The organism is Alcanivorax sp. MD8A (assembly GCF_002888555.1).
In the GTDB taxonomy this organism is placed as follows: domain Bacteria; phylum Pseudomonadota; class Gammaproteobacteria; order Pseudomonadales; family Alcanivoracaceae; genus Alcanivorax.
Genome location: NZ_AQOQ01000004.1, coordinates 91664 through 109242 on the forward strand (window position 1 = coordinate 91664; position 17579 = coordinate 109242).

The 17579-nt window shown below is 58.4% G+C and carries 19 protein-coding genes and 1 pseudogene; 5 read left to right on the top strand and 15 right to left on the bottom strand.

Annotation, left to right across the window (positions count from 1 at the left end; genetic code table 11):
• Positions 1-366 precede the first annotated feature (366 nt).
• Complete coding sequence (locus tag A15D_RS03395; protein WP_102790779.1) at positions 367-1050, top strand: OmpW family protein; 684 nt, start codon at positions 367-369, stop codon at positions 1048-1050.
• 95 nt (positions 1051-1145) lie between these two features.
• On the opposite strand, the gene glpE is transcribed toward A15D_RS03395, so the two are convergent.
• Both glpE and rhlB read right to left on the bottom strand, forming a co-directional pair.
• Positions 1146-1463 (bottom strand): thiosulfate sulfurtransferase GlpE, encoded by a 318-nt coding sequence (gene glpE, locus A15D_RS03400; protein ID WP_102790780.1) that lies wholly within the window; start codon positions 1461-1463, stop codon positions 1146-1148.
• Positions 1456-2694, bottom strand: a complete 1239-nt coding sequence (rhlB, locus tag A15D_RS03405) for an ATP-dependent RNA helicase RhlB (RefSeq protein WP_022986869.1) — start codon at positions 2692-2694, stop codon at positions 1456-1458. Before rhlB ends, glpE begins: the two co-directional genes overlap by 8 nt.
• Before the next feature lie 146 nt (positions 2695-2840).
• Between rhlB and A15D_RS03410 the strand changes: the two genes are divergently transcribed.
• On the top strand, positions 2841-3104 hold the full coding sequence (locus A15D_RS03410) for a DUF1145 domain-containing protein (RefSeq protein WP_022986870.1): 264 nt from the start codon (positions 2841-2843) through the stop codon (positions 3102-3104).
• On the opposite strand, the gene A15D_RS03415 is transcribed toward A15D_RS03410, so the two are convergent.
• The 4 genes from A15D_RS03415 to A15D_RS03430 all read right to left on the bottom strand — a co-directional run bounded on the left by A15D_RS03415 (position 3094) and on the right by A15D_RS03430 (position 6248).
• A complete protein-coding gene (locus tag A15D_RS03415) occupies positions 3094-3681 on the bottom strand; it encodes a DUF938 domain-containing protein (RefSeq protein ID WP_102790781.1) in 588 nt (195 codons plus the stop codon). The two genes, A15D_RS03410 and A15D_RS03415, sit on opposite strands and share 11 nt — an antisense overlap.
• Positions 3682-3683: 2 nt before the next feature.
• On the bottom strand, positions 3684-4523 hold the full coding sequence (locus A15D_RS03420) for an SDR family oxidoreductase (protein ID WP_102790782.1): 840 nt from the start codon (positions 4521-4523) through the stop codon (positions 3684-3686).
• Between the two features lie 132 nt (positions 4524-4655).
• Positions 4656-5399, bottom strand: coding sequence for a lysophospholipid acyltransferase family protein (locus A15D_RS03425; RefSeq protein WP_102790783.1), 744 nt, complete (start codon positions 5397-5399; stop codon positions 4656-4658).
• A 111-nt stretch (positions 5400-5510) separates the two neighbouring features.
• Positions 5511-6248: an START domain-containing protein gene (locus A15D_RS03430; protein WP_102790784.1), complete on the bottom strand. Its 738-nt coding sequence runs from the start codon at positions 6246-6248 to the stop codon at positions 5511-5513.
• 391 nt (positions 6249-6639) lie between these two features.
• Between A15D_RS03430 and A15D_RS03435 the strand changes: the two genes are divergently transcribed.
• The gene (locus tag A15D_RS03435; protein WP_233192042.1) at positions 6640-7851 is read left to right on the top strand and encodes an exo-alpha-sialidase; all 1212 of its coding nucleotides are present in this window, start codon (positions 6640-6642) and stop codon (positions 7849-7851) included.
• Positions 7841-8467 carry a hypothetical protein gene (locus A15D_RS03440; protein WP_199175744.1) on the top strand — a complete coding sequence of 209 codons (627 nt, stop codon included), beginning with the start codon at positions 7841-7843 and terminating at the stop codon, positions 8465-8467. Before A15D_RS03435 ends, A15D_RS03440 begins: the two co-directional genes overlap by 11 nt.
• On the opposite strand, the gene A15D_RS03445 is transcribed toward A15D_RS03440, so the two are convergent.
• Positions 8413-9948 (bottom strand): sodium:solute symporter, encoded by a 1536-nt coding sequence (locus A15D_RS03445; protein ID WP_102790786.1) that lies wholly within the window; start codon positions 9946-9948, stop codon positions 8413-8415. The two genes, A15D_RS03440 and A15D_RS03445, sit on opposite strands and share 55 nt — an antisense overlap.
• A gap of 71 nt (positions 9949-10019) precedes the next feature.
• Positions 10020-10622: a cold shock domain-containing protein gene (locus A15D_RS17485; protein WP_022986878.1), complete on the bottom strand. Its 603-nt coding sequence runs from the start codon at positions 10620-10622 to the stop codon at positions 10020-10022.
• Between the two features lie 189 nt (positions 10623-10811).
• Between A15D_RS17485 and A15D_RS03455 the strand changes: the two genes are divergently transcribed.
• Positions 10812-11855, top strand: a complete 1044-nt coding sequence (locus tag A15D_RS03455) for a GNAT family N-acetyltransferase (protein ID WP_102790787.1) — start codon at positions 10812-10814, stop codon at positions 11853-11855.
• Between the two features lies 1 nt (position 11856).
• Here A15D_RS03455 and A15D_RS03460 read toward each other — a convergent pair whose 3' ends face one another.
• The 7 genes and pseudogenes from A15D_RS03460 to A15D_RS03485 form a co-directional block, all read right to left on the bottom strand.
• A complete protein-coding gene (locus A15D_RS03460) occupies positions 11857-12222 on the bottom strand; it encodes a hypothetical protein (protein WP_102790788.1) in 366 nt (121 codons plus the stop codon).
• A 126-nt stretch (positions 12223-12348) separates the two neighbouring features.
• Positions 12349-14238: a M48 family metallopeptidase gene (locus tag A15D_RS03465; RefSeq protein WP_102790789.1), complete on the bottom strand. Its 1890-nt coding sequence runs from the start codon at positions 14236-14238 to the stop codon at positions 12349-12351.
• Between the two features lie 17 nt (positions 14239-14255).
• The gene (locus A15D_RS03470) at positions 14256-14843 is read right to left on the bottom strand and encodes a LemA family protein (RefSeq protein ID WP_022986882.1); all 588 of its coding nucleotides are present in this window, start codon (positions 14841-14843) and stop codon (positions 14256-14258) included.
• Positions 14844-14942: 99 nt separating this feature from the next.
• Complete coding sequence (locus tag A15D_RS17440) at positions 14943-15224, bottom strand: DUF962 domain-containing protein (RefSeq protein WP_255407656.1); 282 nt, start codon at positions 15222-15224, stop codon at positions 14943-14945.
• A 115-nt stretch (positions 15225-15339) separates the two neighbouring features.
• A pseudogene (locus tag A15D_RS17510) lies at positions 15340-15399 on the bottom strand (hypothetical protein); the annotation flags it as partial.
• Between the two features lie 207 nt (positions 15400-15606).
• Positions 15607-16518, bottom strand: coding sequence for a heme o synthase (cyoE, locus tag A15D_RS03480; protein WP_233192044.1), 912 nt, complete (start codon positions 16516-16518; stop codon positions 15607-15609).
• The gene (locus A15D_RS03485; protein ID WP_102790791.1) at positions 16515-17573 is read right to left on the bottom strand and encodes a heme A synthase; all 1059 of its coding nucleotides are present in this window, start codon (positions 17571-17573) and stop codon (positions 16515-16517) included. The genes cyoE and A15D_RS03485 overlap by 4 nt, the downstream gene beginning before the upstream one ends.
• Positions 17574-17579 lie beyond the last annotated feature (6 nt).

Below are 17579 nucleotides of genomic sequence, written 5' to 3' on the forward strand. Positions count from 1 at the left end.
ACTGCGCTATCACGCTTGATGTGTATGTAACTGGGTTGACGTGAAATCAGGGCGCTAGTGCGAATGTGTCAGATTGGGTGATTTTCGTTCAAGAACCGTTGATCCTCCATTCGCTTCATTTTGTCGATACGCATAAGCATGCATTGGTTTTCTCTGCCTATTCTGGGGGCGTCCCCGTTGGCTTACAGACCAGTTAAGTCCAGCAGTGGTTGCGGCACCGGGGGCAGGGGATTGCGGCTGTTTTCGCTTGCCATATTGACGTAGCGCAATGCCCATTGGCTGCTTGTGGCGTTCAATGATGTCCAGCCTCAGAGAGAGTGGGATGCAGGCGCCACAGCAGAATAGTGCTAACGAAAGGGGAAAAATATGAAGCTGCGAGGACAGGGAAAAAACGCGATGGCTCTGGTCGCCTTGATGGCGGCAGGACCCGCATTGGCTCATGAAGCAGGGGATTTCATTGTGCGTTTTGGGGCAATTCAGGTTGATCCCGATGTCAGTAGTGAGACGTTCGATTCTGCCATGCCCGTCGTGGGCGGGTTGGGGGTGGACGTGGACGACGATACCCAGTTGGGGCTGACTTTTGCCTATATGGTGACCGACGCCATTGGGGTAGAGCTGGTGGGTGCGACGCCATTTACCCATGACATTATTCTGGATACCGGTGGCAGCGGTGTCGTGATTGGTGAAACCAGTCATTTACCTCCGACCTTGCTTGCCCAGTATTACGCGCCGTCGGTTGGCCCGGTAAGGGCGTATCTCGGGGCGGGTATCAACTACACGCTCTTCTTTGAGGACTCCATTGATGATGGCGTGGTCAGTCCGTTGCTGGGTGGCGCAGATGCCGACGTCAAGCTCAGTAATTCCGTGGGCTTTGCCTGGGAAGTCGGGGCGGATGTGGCGATCAATGATAACTGGCTCTTCAACGTGAGCGTCTGGAATATCGATATCGACACCGAGGCCCGGTTGTACGTCAATGATGCCCGGGTAGACAAGATCGATGTGGAAATCGATCCATGGGTGTACATGGTCGGGTTGGGCTACCGCTTCTGATTCGTCACTGTGACAGGGGCAGGGGACTGCCGAGCAGGGTGATCTGGTTTCAGGTCAGATTGCCCTGCTGACAGGGAGCTTGCCGCCCACGTCTATCAGGCGGTTTCCTCGAGAGTCTCCGGAAATTGCTGGCGAAAGATGTCGTAGCCGCCATCGAGACTCACGGCCTGAAAACCTTGTTCGCCTAGCCAGTCAGCGGCGCCCTGGCTGCTGTTACCGTGGTAGCAGTAGATCACCAGGGGACGCTCCCGGCTGGTGTCAGCCAGGAACTGATCCACGTTGGCGTTGCTCAGGTGGATAGCCCCGCGCAGATGCCCGGCGGCGAAGCTGGCGGGATCGCGGATGTCCACGAACAGGGCGTTGCCGTCATCAAAGCGGGCCTTGCCTTCCGCAGGGCTGATCCGTTCAGGCATGGTTTTCCTCTCGTTCCTGCAGCAAGTCTGCTGGAGGGTATTCGCATTCCAGCTTCATGCTGATGGCATTTTCCAGTTCGGGCAGCAGGAAGGCATCGTCTTCACAGGCGAAGCTGATGGACATGCCACTGGCGCCCGCGCGACCTGTACGGCCGATACGATGCACGTAGTCTTCCGGGTCTTCCGGCAGGTTGTAGTTCACCACGTGGGACACGCCGTCGATGTGGATGCCTCGCCCGGCCACGTCGGTGGCAATCAGCACCTGCAGGTCGCCGGAGCGGAAGCGCTCCAGTGTCTTCATGCGCTGGTTCTGGGGCACATCGCCAGAGATCATCGAAACCTTGAGGCCTTTCTTGTGCAGGCGGTCGTTGATGCGGCGGGTAATATCCCGACGGTTGGCAAACACGATCACCTTGTCCATGTTCATGCCGGTAATCAGGTTGTACAGCAGCTTGAACTTGTCGTCGGTGTTGGTGATATAGACCTTCTGCTCAACACGCTCAGTGGTGACCTGTGCCGGCTCGATTTCTACCACTTCGGCGTCCTGGGTCCAGCGACGGGCCAGATTCATCACATCGTCGTTGAAGGTGGCCGAGAACAGCTGGGTTTGGCGGTATTTGGTGCGTGGCGTCATGCTGACAATACGCTTCACGTCTGGAATAAAGCCCATGTCGAGCATGCGGTCGGCTTCGTCCAGAACCAAAAATTCCACCCGGTCCAGCCACAGGTCACGGCGTTTGGCAAAATCCAGCAAGCGCCCGGGTGTGGCAACCAGAATATCGATTTCCCGGCTTTGCAGGCGTTCCTGTTGGCGGTTGAAGTTCATGCCGCCGACCACGCTCATGACCTGCAGGTCGGTGTACTTCGCCAGCCCTTTGGCGTCCTTTTCGATTTGCATCGCCAGTTCGCGGGTAGGGGCGACGATCAATGCGCGGGGCTCACCGGCGTAGCGTTTCACTTCCAGCGGGTGCTTGAGCAGATCGTTGATGACGGTCAGCAGGAAGGCGGCGGTTTTACCGGTGCCTGTCTGGGCGCGACCAATGGCGTCGGCGCCGGCCAGGGTGTGTTCCAGCACCTCGGCCTGAATGGGGGTGCAATACTGGAAGCCAAGATCGGCAATCCCGCGCATCAGGCGCAGGTCCAGATCAAAATCGTGAAAGCGGCGTTCGCCGTCTTTTTCGGGGACCGGGAACTGATCCAGGGTCCAGGCGGTTGCCTTGTCTTTTTGCATGTATTCGCTCAGTCTGAATGCGAGTGGTTTGTTGTAGAACCTGCTGCTTGTCGGGCAGGTCCAAGGTTCCGGCCAGCAGACCGGCCCCGATCCTCTAAACCACCTATTGTAGAAAAAATAGCCAGCGCTGTCAGAGGATCTTGAGCATGAACATGTTTCGCGGGGTCATTGTAGTGTTTTGGCTGGCGGTATTGTTAGCCATTTTCGCGGATTTACCGGTACCGTTCGACCGTTTGTTACTGAGCGCGGGGGCGGTGGTGGCCTTTTTACATGCCCTGGAGCTGGTGGGGTTTGGGGTCTGGATCCGTCGCCGAGGGCTGTTTCACTGGCGTGACGGGGTGATGATCATGATCTTCGGGGTGCTCTACCTCAAGCCTCGCATGCGCCGTGCCCGCCAGGCTAGCGTGTAAAAACCAGTATCCGGTTGTTGGCGGGCATGGCGTGGTCTGCCCGCAGCGTAGCGCCATGGCGTGAAAAGGCCTCAACTACCCATTCCTGATCCCTGATCCCACGGTGGCTACCGGCTGCCTTTAGCCACGCGTCGAAACGGGCATTGGATTCACTGGTATAGCGACCGTCGTAATTGAACGGGCCATAGACCAGAAAGGCTCCTCCGGCTTCCAGTCTCTCGCATCCTTGCTTGATACAGCGAGATACCTGTTCTGCACTCATGATATGGAAGGTGTTGGCGGTAAAGAGATAACGGTAGGGACCAGCAGGCCAGTCGCCGGACACGTCCAGTTCAAGAGCGGGCAGGGAGCGGTTGGCCGGCTCTTGCTGCCAAAGGCGGATGCCTGGCAGGTTGTCCGCCACATCTGATGCTTGCCACTGCAGGTGAGGAAGCTGGGCGGACAGCCAGGCAGCATGCTGCCCGGTGCCCGAACCGATTTCCAGCAGCGCCCCCGGTGCCTGGCAGTGCTGTTGCAGCACGGCCAGGATCGGCCCCTTGTTGTTTTCGCAGGCCTGGGAAAAAGGGCGCTCGGACACGGTTACTTCTTGCTCATGTACTTTTGGCCCATGGCGATCAGCTTCTGGTAGCTGGTCGGCAGCAGGCGCTGCATGGTGTCCACTGCCACCGCATCGGAACCGATCAGGACCCGGCGCTTGTTGCCTCGCACCCCTTTGAGAATGGTGCTGGCGGCTTCTTCCGGGGTGGTGCGGAACAGTTTCTCGAAATCCTGAATGGACTGTTCCTTGTTGGCACCGGTGATGCGCTCCACGCCCTCGCTCATGCGCGCGGCCTTGGCGATGTTGGTTTTGATGCCACCGGGGTGGATGGAAGTACAGGATACCGGGCTACCTTCCATTTCCAGTTCGATGCGCAGCGATTCGGTGAAGCCGCGTACCGCAAATTTGGCAGCGTTATAAGCTGACTGGGTGGGAATGCCGACCAGACCAAAGATGGAAGACACATTGATGATGTGCCCCTCGCCGGACTGCTTCAGGTACGGCAGGAACGCCTTGGTGCCGTACACCACGCCCCAGAAATTGATGTTCATTAGCCACTCGAAATCGTCGTAGCTCATGTCTTCCACGGTGGCGCCCAGGGCGACACCGGCGTTGTTGAAGATCAGGTTGGCGTAACCGAAATGGTTCACCACGTCGTCGGCGAAGTCATAGAACGCCTGGCGGTCTGCCACGTCCAGTACTTTGGTCAGCAGGCGGTCTTCGGCCAGGCCGAGATCCTTGGCGGTCTGCTTCAGGCCCGCTTCGTTGATATCGGAAAGGGCGAGTTTGGCTCCGCTGGCGGCCAGTTCCTTGGCCAGTGCACGGCCGATACCGGAACCGGCACCGGTGATAACGGCAACCTTGTCTTTAAAATTCTTCATGATGACTCCGTGTTCAAGTCCCGTGGTCGATGGGCACCGAGTGTAGACACTTTGTCACTGCCGAATGGGCCAATCCTGTCCGACAGGATCGGCCCGGTATGGCATCACCGCCGGTTATGGCGGTCGCTGTAGCTATACCAGCGCTTGTGGGCACGCATGGGTAAGGGGTTGTGCAATGAGCGCATGGCAGGTCTTCATCAGCCGATCGATGTCTTCCTCGTTGCAGGGTATGGGCTGTGGAGCATGCAGCGTTAATGTGGCCTGGTGGCCAGGCTGTAGCCGCGCGGTGCCGGGTGGCAGAATATCAAAGGTGCCAGTCAGGGTGACAGGCAATACCGGCAGTTGCAGCTCTTGTGCCATTTTGAAGGCGCCTTTCTTGAAGGGTTTGAGCTGCCCGTCACGACTGCGGGTGCCTTCAGGAAAAAACAGCACACTGGCGCCATGACTCAGCCGTACCCGTGCCTCGTTGAGGCTGGCGATGGCGGCGTCCCGGTCGCTTCGGTTGATAAAAATATGCCCCAGCTTTTCGCAGCAGATGCCGATCACGGGCACCTTGCGCAGTTCATGTTTCATTACCCACCGAAAGTCCACGCCCAAATAGCCGTAGAGAACAAAGATATCGAACTGACTCAGGTGGTTGGCCACGATGACGTAACTCTGGCCTGGCTGCAGATTGTGGTGGCCAAACTGGTCTACCCGCACGCCGCTGTACAACAGGCAGAGGCGTGCCCAGGGGACCGCACTGTAGCGGGCAACACGGTCGGCAGGCAAAAAGGGCACCAGGGCCAGACAGATCGCTCCGCAGACCAGAGTGGTCGCTGCCATCAGCGGTACAAAGATCAGCCAGCTATAAAGAAAATAGAACAGCCGTGTCATGGATGGGTACGCTCCAGAAGGACGGATAGGTACCCATGTTAAGGGAGGTGTGGCCGAAAATGACAGGGTGATAATCACTTTGTTACGTTTTCATTATCTCCCTTTCGGCCTTTACAGAGCGTTTTGGGTTGGCGCGCTTTCCTCTGGTGTCAGCGGGGCGGCAGACTCAGGTCGTCCCGGGCCGCGCAGATCCAGATAGTCATAGTAGCGGTTCTGGTATTCCGGTTTCATGACGATGCGTCGCAACCGCTCAAGGGTGAAATACGGCGCGTCACGCAGCAGGATGTTGGCAATCCAGGCGGGGATATACCCCCCGGGATCGAGAATGATCTCGTAGACCATTTCCACCTCGTCATTGCCAATACGGGTAAAGCCCAGTTTTCCCCACATTTCCGGGAACCGGATGTAGTCATTATTGGGAGGGAGGGCATCCGGGCGATTGATCAATTCGATCATCACCGACTCTTCCTCGTCGTTGAGGATCTGGTGCACCTTGGCACGCAGCACGGCCTCGCGATCGGCCAGCGGCCAGGGGAGCTGGGTGGTAAACCGCAGGCTACGATCGAGCGGGCCTTGCCGGTCAAACTCTTCGGCGCTGTCAATGAAATGCAGCCATTTCGGGTAGGAGGCATAGTCATTCATTAATGCCACCAGTGCATATTCGTCTTTGAGAGTGAAGCGAGTGGTACCCCGGAAGGTTTTCAGTCGTGATTCATCACGATGCTTCATGTAGACCTGAATACCATTGCGTTCGCTGACCAGTTTCCAGTCGTTGTCGTCTTCAGCGTGGGCTGGCAGGCACGACAGGGCCAGCAATAATGCCAGCCAGGCAATTGCAAAACGTTCCATTGCAGAATGCAGAGTCCTTGGTGCTGTTCTTCGAATAATGTCTGTCATCATTATGACATCGCCCAGTCGCTGTGAACACATTCTGATCAAAAGCCAGTGGAGGAGTTCACAACTTCGGACGGTCGGCAGAGATGGCTTGGTCAATGGCAGGCAATTTACTGATCAGCAGCGAAATCGACTCGTCTTGTCTATTCTGATGTGCCGCAGGGCAGGCTACGGTGGCACTGGCGTGCGATTCATGGACAATAGGCGCGCCAATCATTGATATAACGACTTGTCCTTTATGTTGAAACGCGCTTTTCATCTTGTAGTGGGGATGGCCCTGGTGGCGGGCTACTATGCTGCTTCACCCTCTCACATATGGCGTCCGACGCCTCCCCTGATACCGGACATGCCTGCGGTCGATACGCAGTATGACGGCCAGTGGGCGGGGCAATTTGCCTCCGATGCCGATACCCGCCTGGTGCATGCGCCGTCCATGGTCGAATTACCGGATGGCAGGCTGAGAGCCTTCTGGTTCGCCGGTACCCGTGAAGGGGCGGCGGATGTGGCGATTCACAGCGCGTTGTTTGACCCCGCCGCTGACAAGTGGACTGACGAAGCCGTGGTGGTGACCCGGGAACAGATCGCGGTGGGCTGGAACCGGCATGTCCGCAAGCTGGGCAATGCGGTTCCCGTTCTGGATGACGATGGCCGCATGCGACTGTTTGTTGTCGCAGTCAGTTTTGGTGGCTGGGCAGCCAGTCGCATCGTGGTGCTGGAATCTGACGATCAGGGAGAAACCTGGTCGTTCGACAAGGCGCTGGTCACGACCCCGTTCCTGAATATCAGTACCCTGGTCAAAACGCCCCCGGCGCAGTACGCAGACGGCACTATCGGCCTGCCCGTTTATCACGAAATGATTGGCAAATACGGTGAGATCCTACGTCTCGACGAGGACAGCCGGATTCTTGGTCGTGCGCGTATTGGTCACGGCCGCAAGGCGATCCAGCCTCTGGTGCTGGTGGATGCTCCTGACCATTCGGTGTCTTTCCTGAGAAACGAGAACGAGCCCAACAACGGCTATCTGTATCAATCCGACAGTGGCGATGGGGGATGGCAATGGTCGCCGCTGGAATACTCCCGTCTGGAAAATCCCAGCGCGGCAGTGGGTGGTGTGGTGCTGGGCAAGAATCACTGGCTGCTGGTGGCCAACTGTAACCGGGAAGAGCGTGACGATCTGTGTATCCGCGAAACCCGGGATGCGGGGGCAACCTGGCAGGTCGCCTGGACCTTGCATGACCGTGAGCAGTGGCGTGACGAGAAGTTGACGACAGGCCAGTACGAAGCGCTGATTCGCGATGAACTGCAGGCGGAAAATGCTCCGGACAACCCGGATGTGTTGTTGGAGAGGGTCAAGGCCAATAAGTGTGATCAGCGACATGGTTGCCGGTTCCAGTATGACTACCCCTACATGATTCGCGCCCGCAACGGGGATCTGCACGTGCTTTACACCTGGAACAAGAGCGCGATTCGTCATGCCTGGTTGCCGGCTGGTGAGAACCCGCCGAGCCAGCCAGACATTGCATCCCCCTCAGACAAGGAGCGCCAGAATGACCATTGATCTGTTGATTACGGCACTGGTGCTGGTGGCGGTACAGCTGCGAATCAGTGCGTCACTGCTTGAGCGCAAACCCCGTATCGTTTTGGCGGTGCTGGTCTTTGTCTGGGCGCTGCTGCCCTACCCGTGGGGGCCGGCGGCCTGGGTGAATAGCTATCTGTCGGGGTTCAGTATTGCCAGTGGTTTACTGGCCATTCTGGCGATCAAGCACCGGATCACCGGCTACTATTGGTTGCCGGTGGGGCAGTTGCGCAGTGCCTGCCTGATGCTGGTGGTGCTGGCGCTTTGGTTCTACCCGACCAGTATGGGTTCCTCCTATGCGGACCCCTATGCCATGGGGTTTGGTGACTTTGCCTTGAGCACAGGGCTGCTGTTGGTTGGGCTGGTAGGCTGGGTCACCCGTGCTTACGCCTCTTGCCTGATCCTGGTGGCGGCGCAGTTGGCCTTTCGGGCCGATCTTCTGGTCAGTGATAACCTCTGGGATTACCTGCTCGACCCCTGGCTGGTGTGCTGGGCGGTGGGTTGGCTGTTACGGGACCGCTTGTTGCGGTCCCGTGGCGAGTGTCAGGAAGACCGGGCTGACGTGGCCCGGGCAGACCACAGTGATGCGGCCAGATAACCCACGACAAACATCAGTACGTTGCCGATCAACCCGGTGTAGTAGAGATCAAAGGGGGCGCTCAGCGCCTCCGGCAACATTCCCTTGTTGGTCAACACGGTCCAGCCGGTAAAGGCCAGAGTACAGGCAATGCCGCACCAGGCGGCCCGTTCATCGCCACGCTGGCTGAAGAAACCAAGAAGATACAGCCCCAGCATCCCGCCGCCGAGCAGCGAGACCAGAATGGTCGAGGTGTCCTGCAGGGTCTTGGTGTCAGCGCCATTTAGCCACAACGCGCCAGCGATCATCAGGGCTGTCACCGCGACGGCAATGGTCCAGGCCGCTTTCAGGTAGTGGCGATCGTCTTCGCCGGGGCGCAAATGCCGACGGTAGAGGTCGACCACGCTCACCGTTGTCACCGAATTGATACTGGAATCCAGAGAACTCATGGCAGCCGCCAGAGCGGCGGCGATTACCAGGCCGGCCACGCCGGCAGGCAGGTAGCCGGTGATGAAATGCGGCATCAGGGTTTCGGCACGGGCCTCGCCATTCAGAATGGCGCTGGCCTGAGCATCCGGGAATGTTTCAAAGAACACCCAGAGCGCGGTACCCAGAAACATGTAAAAAGCCCAGATCGGCAGGGCGGTGAACAGATACACCCACAGGCCGCGACGGGCTTCCTGGGTGGATTGTGAGGCGCAGTATCGCTGCACCGTGTTCTGATTACTGGAGTATTCGGTGAGCCAGTTGGTCAGGCCGATCAGCAGCATCATGGTGGCCGTTTTTTCGCTCAGCGACAGTGACCAGGAGGTCTCACCGGGAGCGCCATTCTCCCAGGGGGCCAACGCAAACTTGCCGGCCGCCCCGGCTTGATCGACGATCTGGCCCAGACCGCCGGGCAGTGCCTCCAGAATCACCCACAAGCAGAGAATCCCACCCAACAGCAGTACCACAGTTTGCAGCACATCGGTCCAGATCACCGCATCGATACCGCCAATCACGGTGTATAACCCCACAAAAAGCCCGCCGAGCACAATGGCTGTGGTGGGCGACAAGCCCGTGACTTGCTGAATCAGCAGGGAAAGCAACCACAGGATCATGGCCAGGCGAACCACCTGTGCCACCAGAAACGCTACCGCCCCGTAGACCCGTACTGAGGGCCCGTAGCGCATTTCCAGAAATTCGTAGGCGCTGGTCATGTTGCCGCGGCGGAAAAACGGCAGAAATACAAAGGCCGCCACCAGGATCGCAGGCAGTAATGCCAGATTGGGAAGATAGCGTAGCCAGTCAGTTTTAAAGGCGTCGGCGGGGTAGGCCAGAAAGGTGATCGAGCTGATGGAGGTGCCCACCAGCGACAGGCCGATCACCCAGCCTCGAAAGCGACGCCCGCCGACAAAGTATTCTTCGGTAGAGGTGTTACGGCGAGAGAAGTAAATGCCAATGCCCAGCACGATACACAGATAACCGGCCAGGACAATCCAGTCTGCGATTGCCAGTGTCATTGTTGTTATTCCGGGTCGGGCAATCGGGGCGGCAACAGGGTTGTGTTGCGAGCCCCGAAATGCGTTCGGGGTTACTGCTCGATATAAACGTTATCGGCCTGTTCGCCACGGTCGGACATGCGCGTGTCGAAGCGAACCCGGGTGCCGGTCCGCAGGCTGCGTCGGCCACCATTCTGAACGGCCTTGAAGTGCACAAACAGCTCCTCACCCTTGTCGGTCAGGATGAAACCGAAGCCCTTGTTGGGGTTGAACCACTTCACCTCACCGCGTTGCTGGCCGCTTCCGCCCGTTGGCAGTGGCAATTTTGCGGGCACCAGCTTCGCAAACGGAATCAGCGGCAGCAGGTAGACCAGGGCGGGGATCCACAGCCACCATTGGTCGGCGAATACCGCGTTGCCGTGGCTGGCGACCAGACCTGCCAGGTAGAAAAACACTGCCACATGCAGCGGAACCCGCTGCGGGCCGCCCAGCAGGCAGGCCAGGTTGACCGCCGCGGCCAGCAGCAGGCCCAGCCCGGTTTGTTGGCTGTGAATGTTGGAGACCTGCACAAACGCCAGATTCTCGTGGATAGTGACAACAGCCATTTCCGGGGCGAAAAGCAGCCAGGCGCCGGGGATGGCCAGTAACAGTGCCGCAGCGATATAAAATGCGGTCAGGGGTTTGGAAACATTCATGGACTAGACATTACCTTGTTGAAAAAATGTATTCACAATGATGAAAGTGTCGAAAACCGCCGGATAAAAAGGAGGCGGTGAAGCAGGGCGGCGCGGTACCGGGCCCGGTTTGGGCTTGTCAGCGCTCTGTACGACCGTGCAACTGGCGCATTGTACCCAAGCCGGCAGGGAAACTCATGTGGAGTCACATTGACTGATTATCCTTTTCTCAAGCCCGCTTTTGTTGCGGCACTGGAAAGTGGCGGGGCGGTGAGCCCCCAGCGCGGCTGGGGCCCCTGTCATCAAACGCTGAATCAAGGCTGGTTGCCCCTCTACGCCCGCAGTCATTCCCGTGGCGAGTATGTCTTCGATTACAGCTGGGCAGACGCCTATCAGCGCCATGGGCTGGCGTACTATCCGAAGTTGGTGACGGCGATTCCGTTTACGCCTGTGGTGGGGCCCCGTTGGCGTGGCACCCTGAATGCAGACCAGATTTGGGGGGCGGTTAGCGAGCAAATGGAGCAGCAGGGCGCCAGTGGCTGGCATGTGCTGTTTCCTGACAGGGCGTGTCGAGAGCAGCTGTCGACATTACCCCTGATTGCCCGGCAGGCCTGCCACTTTCGCTGGTTCAACCGTGATTATCAGGACTTCGAAGACTTTTTGAGCCGGTTCCAGTCGCGAAAGCGCAAGAACCTGCGCAAGGAAAGGCGCCGCATTGCCGAGCAGGGCATCGCTGTCACACGTTTACAGGGCGGGCAAATTACCGATGAGGATTGGGCTTTCTACTACCAGTGCTATGCCAGCACTTACCTGAAACGTGGGCAGCTCCCCTATCTGGATGAAGCGTTTTTTGCGGCGATTCGTGAGGCCATGGCGGATCAGCTGATGTTGGTGTTGGCGCGTCGTGGCCAGCAGCCATTGGCGGCGGCCCTGTATTTTCAGGATGGCGACTGTCTTTACGGTCGTTACTGGGGTTGCCTTGAAGAGTGCGACGGGCTGCACTTCGAGCTCTGTTACTACCAGGGCATTGAGCATGCCATTGCGTCCGGACTGTCAGAGTTCGACCCCGGGGTGCAGGGAGAACACAAGATCCTGCGCGGTTTCGAACCGGTGATTACCTGGTCGTTGCATCACCTGCGTGAGCCTGCCTTTCAGCGAGCCATTGCTGATTTCTGCCGGGAGGAGGCCGAGCACGTGCAGCGTTACCGTGACGAGGCGCGTTCGTTGTTGCCCTACCGGCGTGGCAGTGACTGAATCAGGCCGCGATCAATTCTTCGCGGTGAAACAGGATCGCCATCGTCACACGATCACACAGATCGGCATCAGGGTGGTCCGGTGATTTGGGGCCCAGTTCGGCGGTGACATCGTCCAGCTCGCTGGCGCTGTCATCATTGAGGTCGGCGAGGAATTCCCAGACATGCTCGTGGTGGTCGATCAGGGTGCCAGTGTAGATATCATCATCGAACAGGCATACACCCGAAAATACCGTGGTATCGGGGTTAAAACCGTGGCCGCGTACCCATTGGGTCAGGGCAGGGCTCAGGGTACCGCTCCGCACCTGTGAGGTGATGTGCTCTACGGCGGCCCAGGCATTGCGAGTGCTGACTTTGTTGAATTCCATGTCCTTTCAACCTCTCCCTACAATGACCTGATTCTGCATGCACAAACGTGCTAAAAAATAGGCGATTTGCGTAACTCAGTGTAAGCCTTTTCCTATTTTTGAAGAGGATTCACTTCGGCAAAGCGATCAGTGGTCGCCAAAACAGGGTGGAAGGGGGCATTCCAGCAGGGAGGACAGGGCGCGCAGCATTTCCCGCTCCTGACTTTTCAGCTCGCCATCATCCATGGCCAGGTCGACGGCGCTGTCGATGATAGGACCCTTTAGCAAGGGGGACAGATCCGTCAGGCGGTCGACAGCCTGAAACAGCTTGTCGCTGCTGCAGTGGGTCAACGGGAGCAAGGTACGCCCGGCAGGAAGGAGTCCCTGGGTATAGCGGCTGAACAATGCCGTGCCCGTGTCTTGTGTGGCGCCACTGGCCCACACCAGCAGGGAAAAGAGTAGCTGCAGTTCTGCCGCTACCGCGCCATAGCGATGAAAACGGGTGTGCCGGTTGCGCCCCGCCCGCTCGCCAAGTTGTTGCCTTGCCAGCCCCAGCAACGCCCATTCAAACAAGCTGAAGGTGTTGTCCGCTTTGGCGAGAGACTCCAGTTCAGCAAGTAGCTGTTCGCGGGCGGCACGGGGTTCGTTCTTCAGTGCGGGCAAGGCCAGATCAATGACCGGCAAGCGGAGGGTGGCGCCCAGGGGGCGAAGTGCTTCTGCCAGTGTCTCAAGGGCAGGCTGCTCGTCAGCCAACCCTGCTTGACGAAGCTGGTGGGCCGTGTCGTTGCGATTGCTGGCCAGAATCAGGGCCAGCAATGCCCTGCGGGCACCTTGCGGCTGGCGCAGGGACTGGCGAATTTCCTCTGGCAGTTGCGCCAGCGTGGTCTGTGCCCAATCAATGTCGGCGTCTTTGACGGTCCCTACCTGACTGGAGACCCGGGCAGGGTTGGCGCCCGGGGCGAAGCCCAGAGAACCGTCCACATTGGCAGCCTGTGGCGCTGACGGTGGGTTGGGTGACGGGTCGCCGGATTGTCTGGCCCGGGCCCTGGCTCGCGCAACCCAGCCCTCACCCAGAGCGGTGAGGCGTTCATCAACCGGCGGGTGCGTGGAGAGCCAGCGTTGCAGGTGCATCTTGACGGGTAGCACAAAGCACATATGGCTCATGTCTTCCGCATGGGCGTTGGCAAGATAGGAGCCGCCGTTGTTGCGCACCTGGATCAGGGCGCCGGCCAAGCCATCGGGGTTACGGGTGAATTGCACGGCAGACGCATCAGCCAGCAGCTCCCGCTGACGGCTGATAGCCGCCTTGATCAGGCGTCCGAAGAACAAGCCCACATAGCCGATGACCATCAGGGCCAGCCCGACAATAACCAGATTGCCCTTGTTGTTGCGTCTGGACGATCGGGACTGATGACGCTGGCTGTGAAGCAGATATTCGCCGACTTTGCCCACAGCAAGAATGCCGGCAAGCACTGCCACCATCCGCAGGTTGATGCGGATGTCAGCATTGAGAATGTGGCTGAATTCATGCCCGACAATCGCTTGCAGCTCGTCCCGTGAGAGTTTGTCCAGGGTGCCCCGAGTGACCGCGACGATGGCTTCTGAAGGACGGAAGCCGGCGGCAAAGGCGTTGATGGCCGGTTCCTGCTCAAGCACGTAGATTCTGGGTGCCGGGATGCCGGCAGCGATGCTCATCTCTTCCACCACGTTAAGCAGACGCTGCTCGCTGTTATCGGTGGTGGTGGCGTCGATTGGCTTGGCGCCCATCATCTCGGCGAGGGCGGGGCCGCCCTTGCGTAGCTGCCAGGTTTTCACCAGACAACCGCCGACAATGACCACAAAGGTGCCGAGCGCGATCCAGGCCGTAAAGGGATGAGCCCAGGGAGCCTGAAGAGAGACTCCCGCGCCGGAGAAATGCAGGATCAGCAGCATGGCGGCGGTCACGCTGGCGATCACTGCCACCACTGCCACGACGAAATAGAGCACCAGCAAGCCGGTTTTACGCCGGGCACGTTCCTGGTGTTGGAAGAAATCCATGGTCTAATCTCAGCGGATCAGAAACCGACCTTGACGGCCTTGCGGGCCTCTTCGTTCTCGATCTTGAGCAGCTGGGCTTCCTTGAAGCTGCCGAACAGTCCGCCAATAAAGTTTTGCGGAAACTGCTCGCGGTAGGTGTTGTAGTTCATGACGGCATCGTTGAAGGCCTGCCGTGCAAAGCCGATGCGGTTTTCGGTGCTGGTCAGCTCTTCCATGAGCTGGCTCATGGTCTCGTTGGCTTTCAGGTCCGGGTAATTTTCACTGAGGGCGAAGAAGTTGGCGAGGGAGCCGGACAGCATGGATTCTGCTTTGCCGAGTTGGGCCACGGCGCTGGCGTCATCGGGGTGGGCGGCGGCGGCCTGTTTGGCGCTGGCCGCCTGATTGCGCGCCTCGATAACCTGAGTCAGGGTCTCTTTCTCATGACTCATATAGGCTTTGGCGGTCTCCACCAGATTGGGGATCAGATCATGGCGGCGCTGTAGCTGCACGTCGATCTGGGCAAAACCGTTTTTGAAGCGGTTCTTGAGGGCGATCAGTCGGTTGTATACAGCGATGATGTAGATAACGACGGCGGCGATCACGCCAAAGAAAAGCAAAGTGCCCATGCGGGTGGTCCTTCCCCAAGCAGAGATGATTGTCGCTCTAAACTACTGCAAAAGTACCAGTGGGGAAAGGTGGTTCTGCGCCGAAGCCGTTGCGGAGTATCAGTACTTGATGCCCCACTTGCGGTACAGGAAGCCCATGATCCAGGCGGGTCCGATCATCAGATACTGGATGTCTTCAAAGAACGAGGGTTTCTTGCCTTCGACCTTGTGGCCCCAGAACTGGCCGATCCAGGCGAGTACAAAGACCACCAGTGAAAACAGCCCGACGCTGATGCCGATCGAGGTGATCAGGCCAAGCCCGGCCAGGCAGATAACACTGAAGACCAGCATGCCGAGGGCGATAGGTTTGGAGAGGCGGGCGTAGTAGGCGGTAACGAACACTAGCGCCAGGCAGGCCCAGAAGCCGGTGAAAAGGGGGGCGGGTATCGCCCAGAGAAAACCGACGATGGTGAAAAAAAATCACCGGCACGCAGACAAAATGCACTTTCTTGTTGGTGGGGTTCTGGTGGCTCTCGCCATAGGCGTCAAGCCAGTCATCCATGCTGCGGGTTGCCATGGTTGCCTCCCGGTAATTTTTCGATGCTGACAGTATAGCGCGATGTGGTGGGCAGGATGCGAGGGGGCAATTGATAACGGCGCGGAAGGGCTGGCCAGGAATCTGAAAGCAATGAGGCCGCGCCCAAAGTCTGGGCACGGCCTCTCGCGTCTGAAAACCTCAAACCTGGCTCGCGCCAGTTATCAATTATCCATTATCAATTGGTTTTTACGCCCCCAGCCAGATGGCTACGTCAGTGGGTTTTACGGGAAGGTAATGATCCACCAGCAGAGCCGTGAACAGGGCAAAGAGGTAGGTGATGGAGTAGCCGAACGTCTTCATGGGAAGTTTCGGGTCATCTGAAAAGCGCAGCCGCACAGCGTGGTACAGGAATACCAGGCCCAGAATCAGCGCGGCCAGCAGGTAGATCAGGTCACTCATGCCGGTCAGGTAGGGCAGCAAGGTGCAGATGAACAGCAGGATGGTGTAGTACAGCACGGATTCCCGGGTAAAGGGGATGCCGTGGGTGACAGGCAACATGGGGATGTCAGCCTTGGCGTACTCGTCCTTGCGGTGGATGGCCAGCGCCCAGAAGTGGGGAGGGGTCCAGACGAAGATGATCAGCACCAGCAGCCAGGCATAGGGGTGAACGTCGCCAGTCACGGCAGCCCAACCCAGCAGCGGCGGGATAGCGCCGGCAATACCGCCGATCACGATGTTTTGCGGGGTCGCCCGTTTCAGGTACAGGGTGTAAATGAACGCATAACCGACGAAACCAAACAGGGTCAGCCAGGCGGTCAGTGGATTGACCAGGAAATACAGCATGATCATGGACGCCGCCGCCAGCAGAACGGCAAAGGTAATGGCGGCTTTCGGACTGAGCTTGCCGGCGACCAGAGGCCGCTTTTCGGTGCGAGTCATGATCGCATCGATTTTCTGATCCATGATCTGGTTGATGGCCGCAGAAGACATCATGGCCAGCGTGAGACCAATAAAGGACGGAATAAAAATATCCAGCGGCACCATCCCCGGGGGATCGGTCGCCAGGAACATGCCCGCCACGGCGGTGACCATCAACAGCATCACTACGCCCGGCTTGGTGAGGGCAAGGTAGTCGCGCCAGGTTGTAGTATCGCTCATGATTTTGCTCCTTCCTGTCGCGGATTGCGTATGCCGCATTTCACATTGATGGCACGGATAAACAGTACCAGTGATGCGAGCAGAATAACGGCTACAAAATTATGGGCAACGGCCACGTCCAGAGGGACCGCAAACACCACGTTACTGATGCCGAGGGCGAGCTGAACGACCAGCAAGGACAGGATGGTCAGGGCGAAGTTACGGAAGAAGGTGCTGCGGGCGCGCAGCAGGATTTTGGCAACCAGCGCCAGTACCAGCAGGGTCACCAGTAAAGCGCCAAAGCGGTGCATGACGTGAATGGTGGTACGAGCGTGATTATCGAGGACACCGTATTCAAAATCCGGTTGATCATGCTCATGGCCCCAGAAGATAAAGGCTTCCTCGAAGTCCAGACGCTCCTGCCAGCCTTCTTCGCACACCGGCAGTTCGGTACAGGCCACAGCGGCGTAGTTGCTGGCGGTCCAGCCGCCCAGGGCAATTTGCAGGATCAGCGCGGCCAGTGTGATGGAGGCCAGGGGCTTGAGCATCCGCACATCGCAGTCGTTGAGAAAGCTGGGCCAGCGGAACACCCGTGCGGTCAGCAGCACCAGCAGGGTAAAGGTGGTAAAGCCTCCCAGCAGGTGCAGCATCACAATGGTGGGCTGCAGCCCCATGGTGACGGTCCACATACCCAGAATGCCCTGGAAAATCACCAGAGCGACCAGGAACAGGGGTAACTTGAGCGGTTGCTTTTCCCGCTTGCGGTTAATAAAGGAAAGCACCGCAATGACGATGATGACCAGCCCCAGGGTGGAGGCGAAGTAGCGGTGTACCATCTCCGGGACAGTCTTGTGAGCTTCGCGCAGACTGCCCGGTGTTACTTCATTGGTGGTGTTGACGTGGTCGATGGCTTTGCGCACGTCCAGATGGCCGTAACAACCAGGCCAGTCAGGGCAGCCAAGGCCAGCATCAGACAGCCGGGTCCAGGCGCCAAGGGTGATCACGCCTGCAGCAAGAATAACCGCCAGAACGCAGAAGCCGCGCAGCCAGCGCTGTGAAGAAGTCGGGGTTTGCATACCAGC

Coding starts and splice junctions, on each gene's coding strand:
- A15D_RS03395 (WP_102790779.1), top strand. CDS start 367: ATGAAGCTGCGAGGACAGGGAAAAAACGCGATGGCTCTGGTCGCCTTG.
- glpE (WP_102790780.1), bottom strand. CDS start 1,463: ATGCCTGAACGGATCAGCCCTGCGGAAGGCAAGGCCCGCTTTGATGAC.
- rhlB (WP_022986869.1), bottom strand. CDS start 2,694: ATGCAAAAAGACAAGGCAACCGCCTGGACCCTGGATCAGTTCCCGGTC.
- A15D_RS03410 (WP_022986870.1), top strand. CDS start 2,841: ATGAACATGTTTCGCGGGGTCATTGTAGTGTTTTGGCTGGCGGTATTG.
- A15D_RS03420 (WP_102790782.1), bottom strand. CDS start 4,523: ATGAAGAATTTTAAAGACAAGGTTGCCGTTATCACCGGTGCCGGTTCC.
- A15D_RS03425 (WP_102790783.1), bottom strand. CDS start 5,399: ATGACACGGCTGTTCTATTTTCTTTATAGCTGGCTGATCTTTGTACCG.
- A15D_RS03430 (WP_102790784.1), bottom strand. CDS start 6,248: ATGGAACGTTTTGCAATTGCCTGGCTGGCATTATTGCTGGCCCTGTCG.
- A15D_RS03435 (WP_233192042.1), top strand. CDS start 6,640: ATGCCTGCGGTCGATACGCAGTATGACGGCCAGTGGGCGGGGCAATTT.
- A15D_RS03440 (WP_199175744.1), top strand. CDS start 7,841: ATGACCATTGATCTGTTGATTACGGCACTGGTGCTGGTGGCGGTACAG.
- A15D_RS03445 (WP_102790786.1), bottom strand. CDS start 9,948: ATGACACTGGCAATCGCAGACTGGATTGTCCTGGCCGGTTATCTGTGT.
- A15D_RS17485 (WP_022986878.1), bottom strand. CDS start 10,622: ATGAATGTTTCCAAACCCCTGACCGCATTTTATATCGCTGCGGCACTG.
- A15D_RS03460 (WP_102790788.1), bottom strand. CDS start 12,222: ATGGAATTCAACAAAGTCAGCACTCGCAATGCCTGGGCCGCCGTAGAG.
- A15D_RS03465 (WP_102790789.1), bottom strand. CDS start 14,238: ATGGATTTCTTCCAACACCAGGAACGTGCCCGGCGTAAAACCGGCTTG.
- A15D_RS03470 (WP_022986882.1), bottom strand. CDS start 14,843: ATGGGCACTTTGCTTTTCTTTGGCGTGATCGCCGCCGTCGTTATCTAC.
- cyoE (WP_233192044.1), bottom strand. CDS start 16,518: ATGAGCGATACTACAACCTGGCGCGACTACCTTGCCCTCACCAAGCCG.
- A15D_RS03485 (WP_102790791.1), bottom strand. CDS start 17,573: ATGCAAACCCCGACTTCTTCACAGCGCTGGCTGCGCGGCTTCTGCGTT.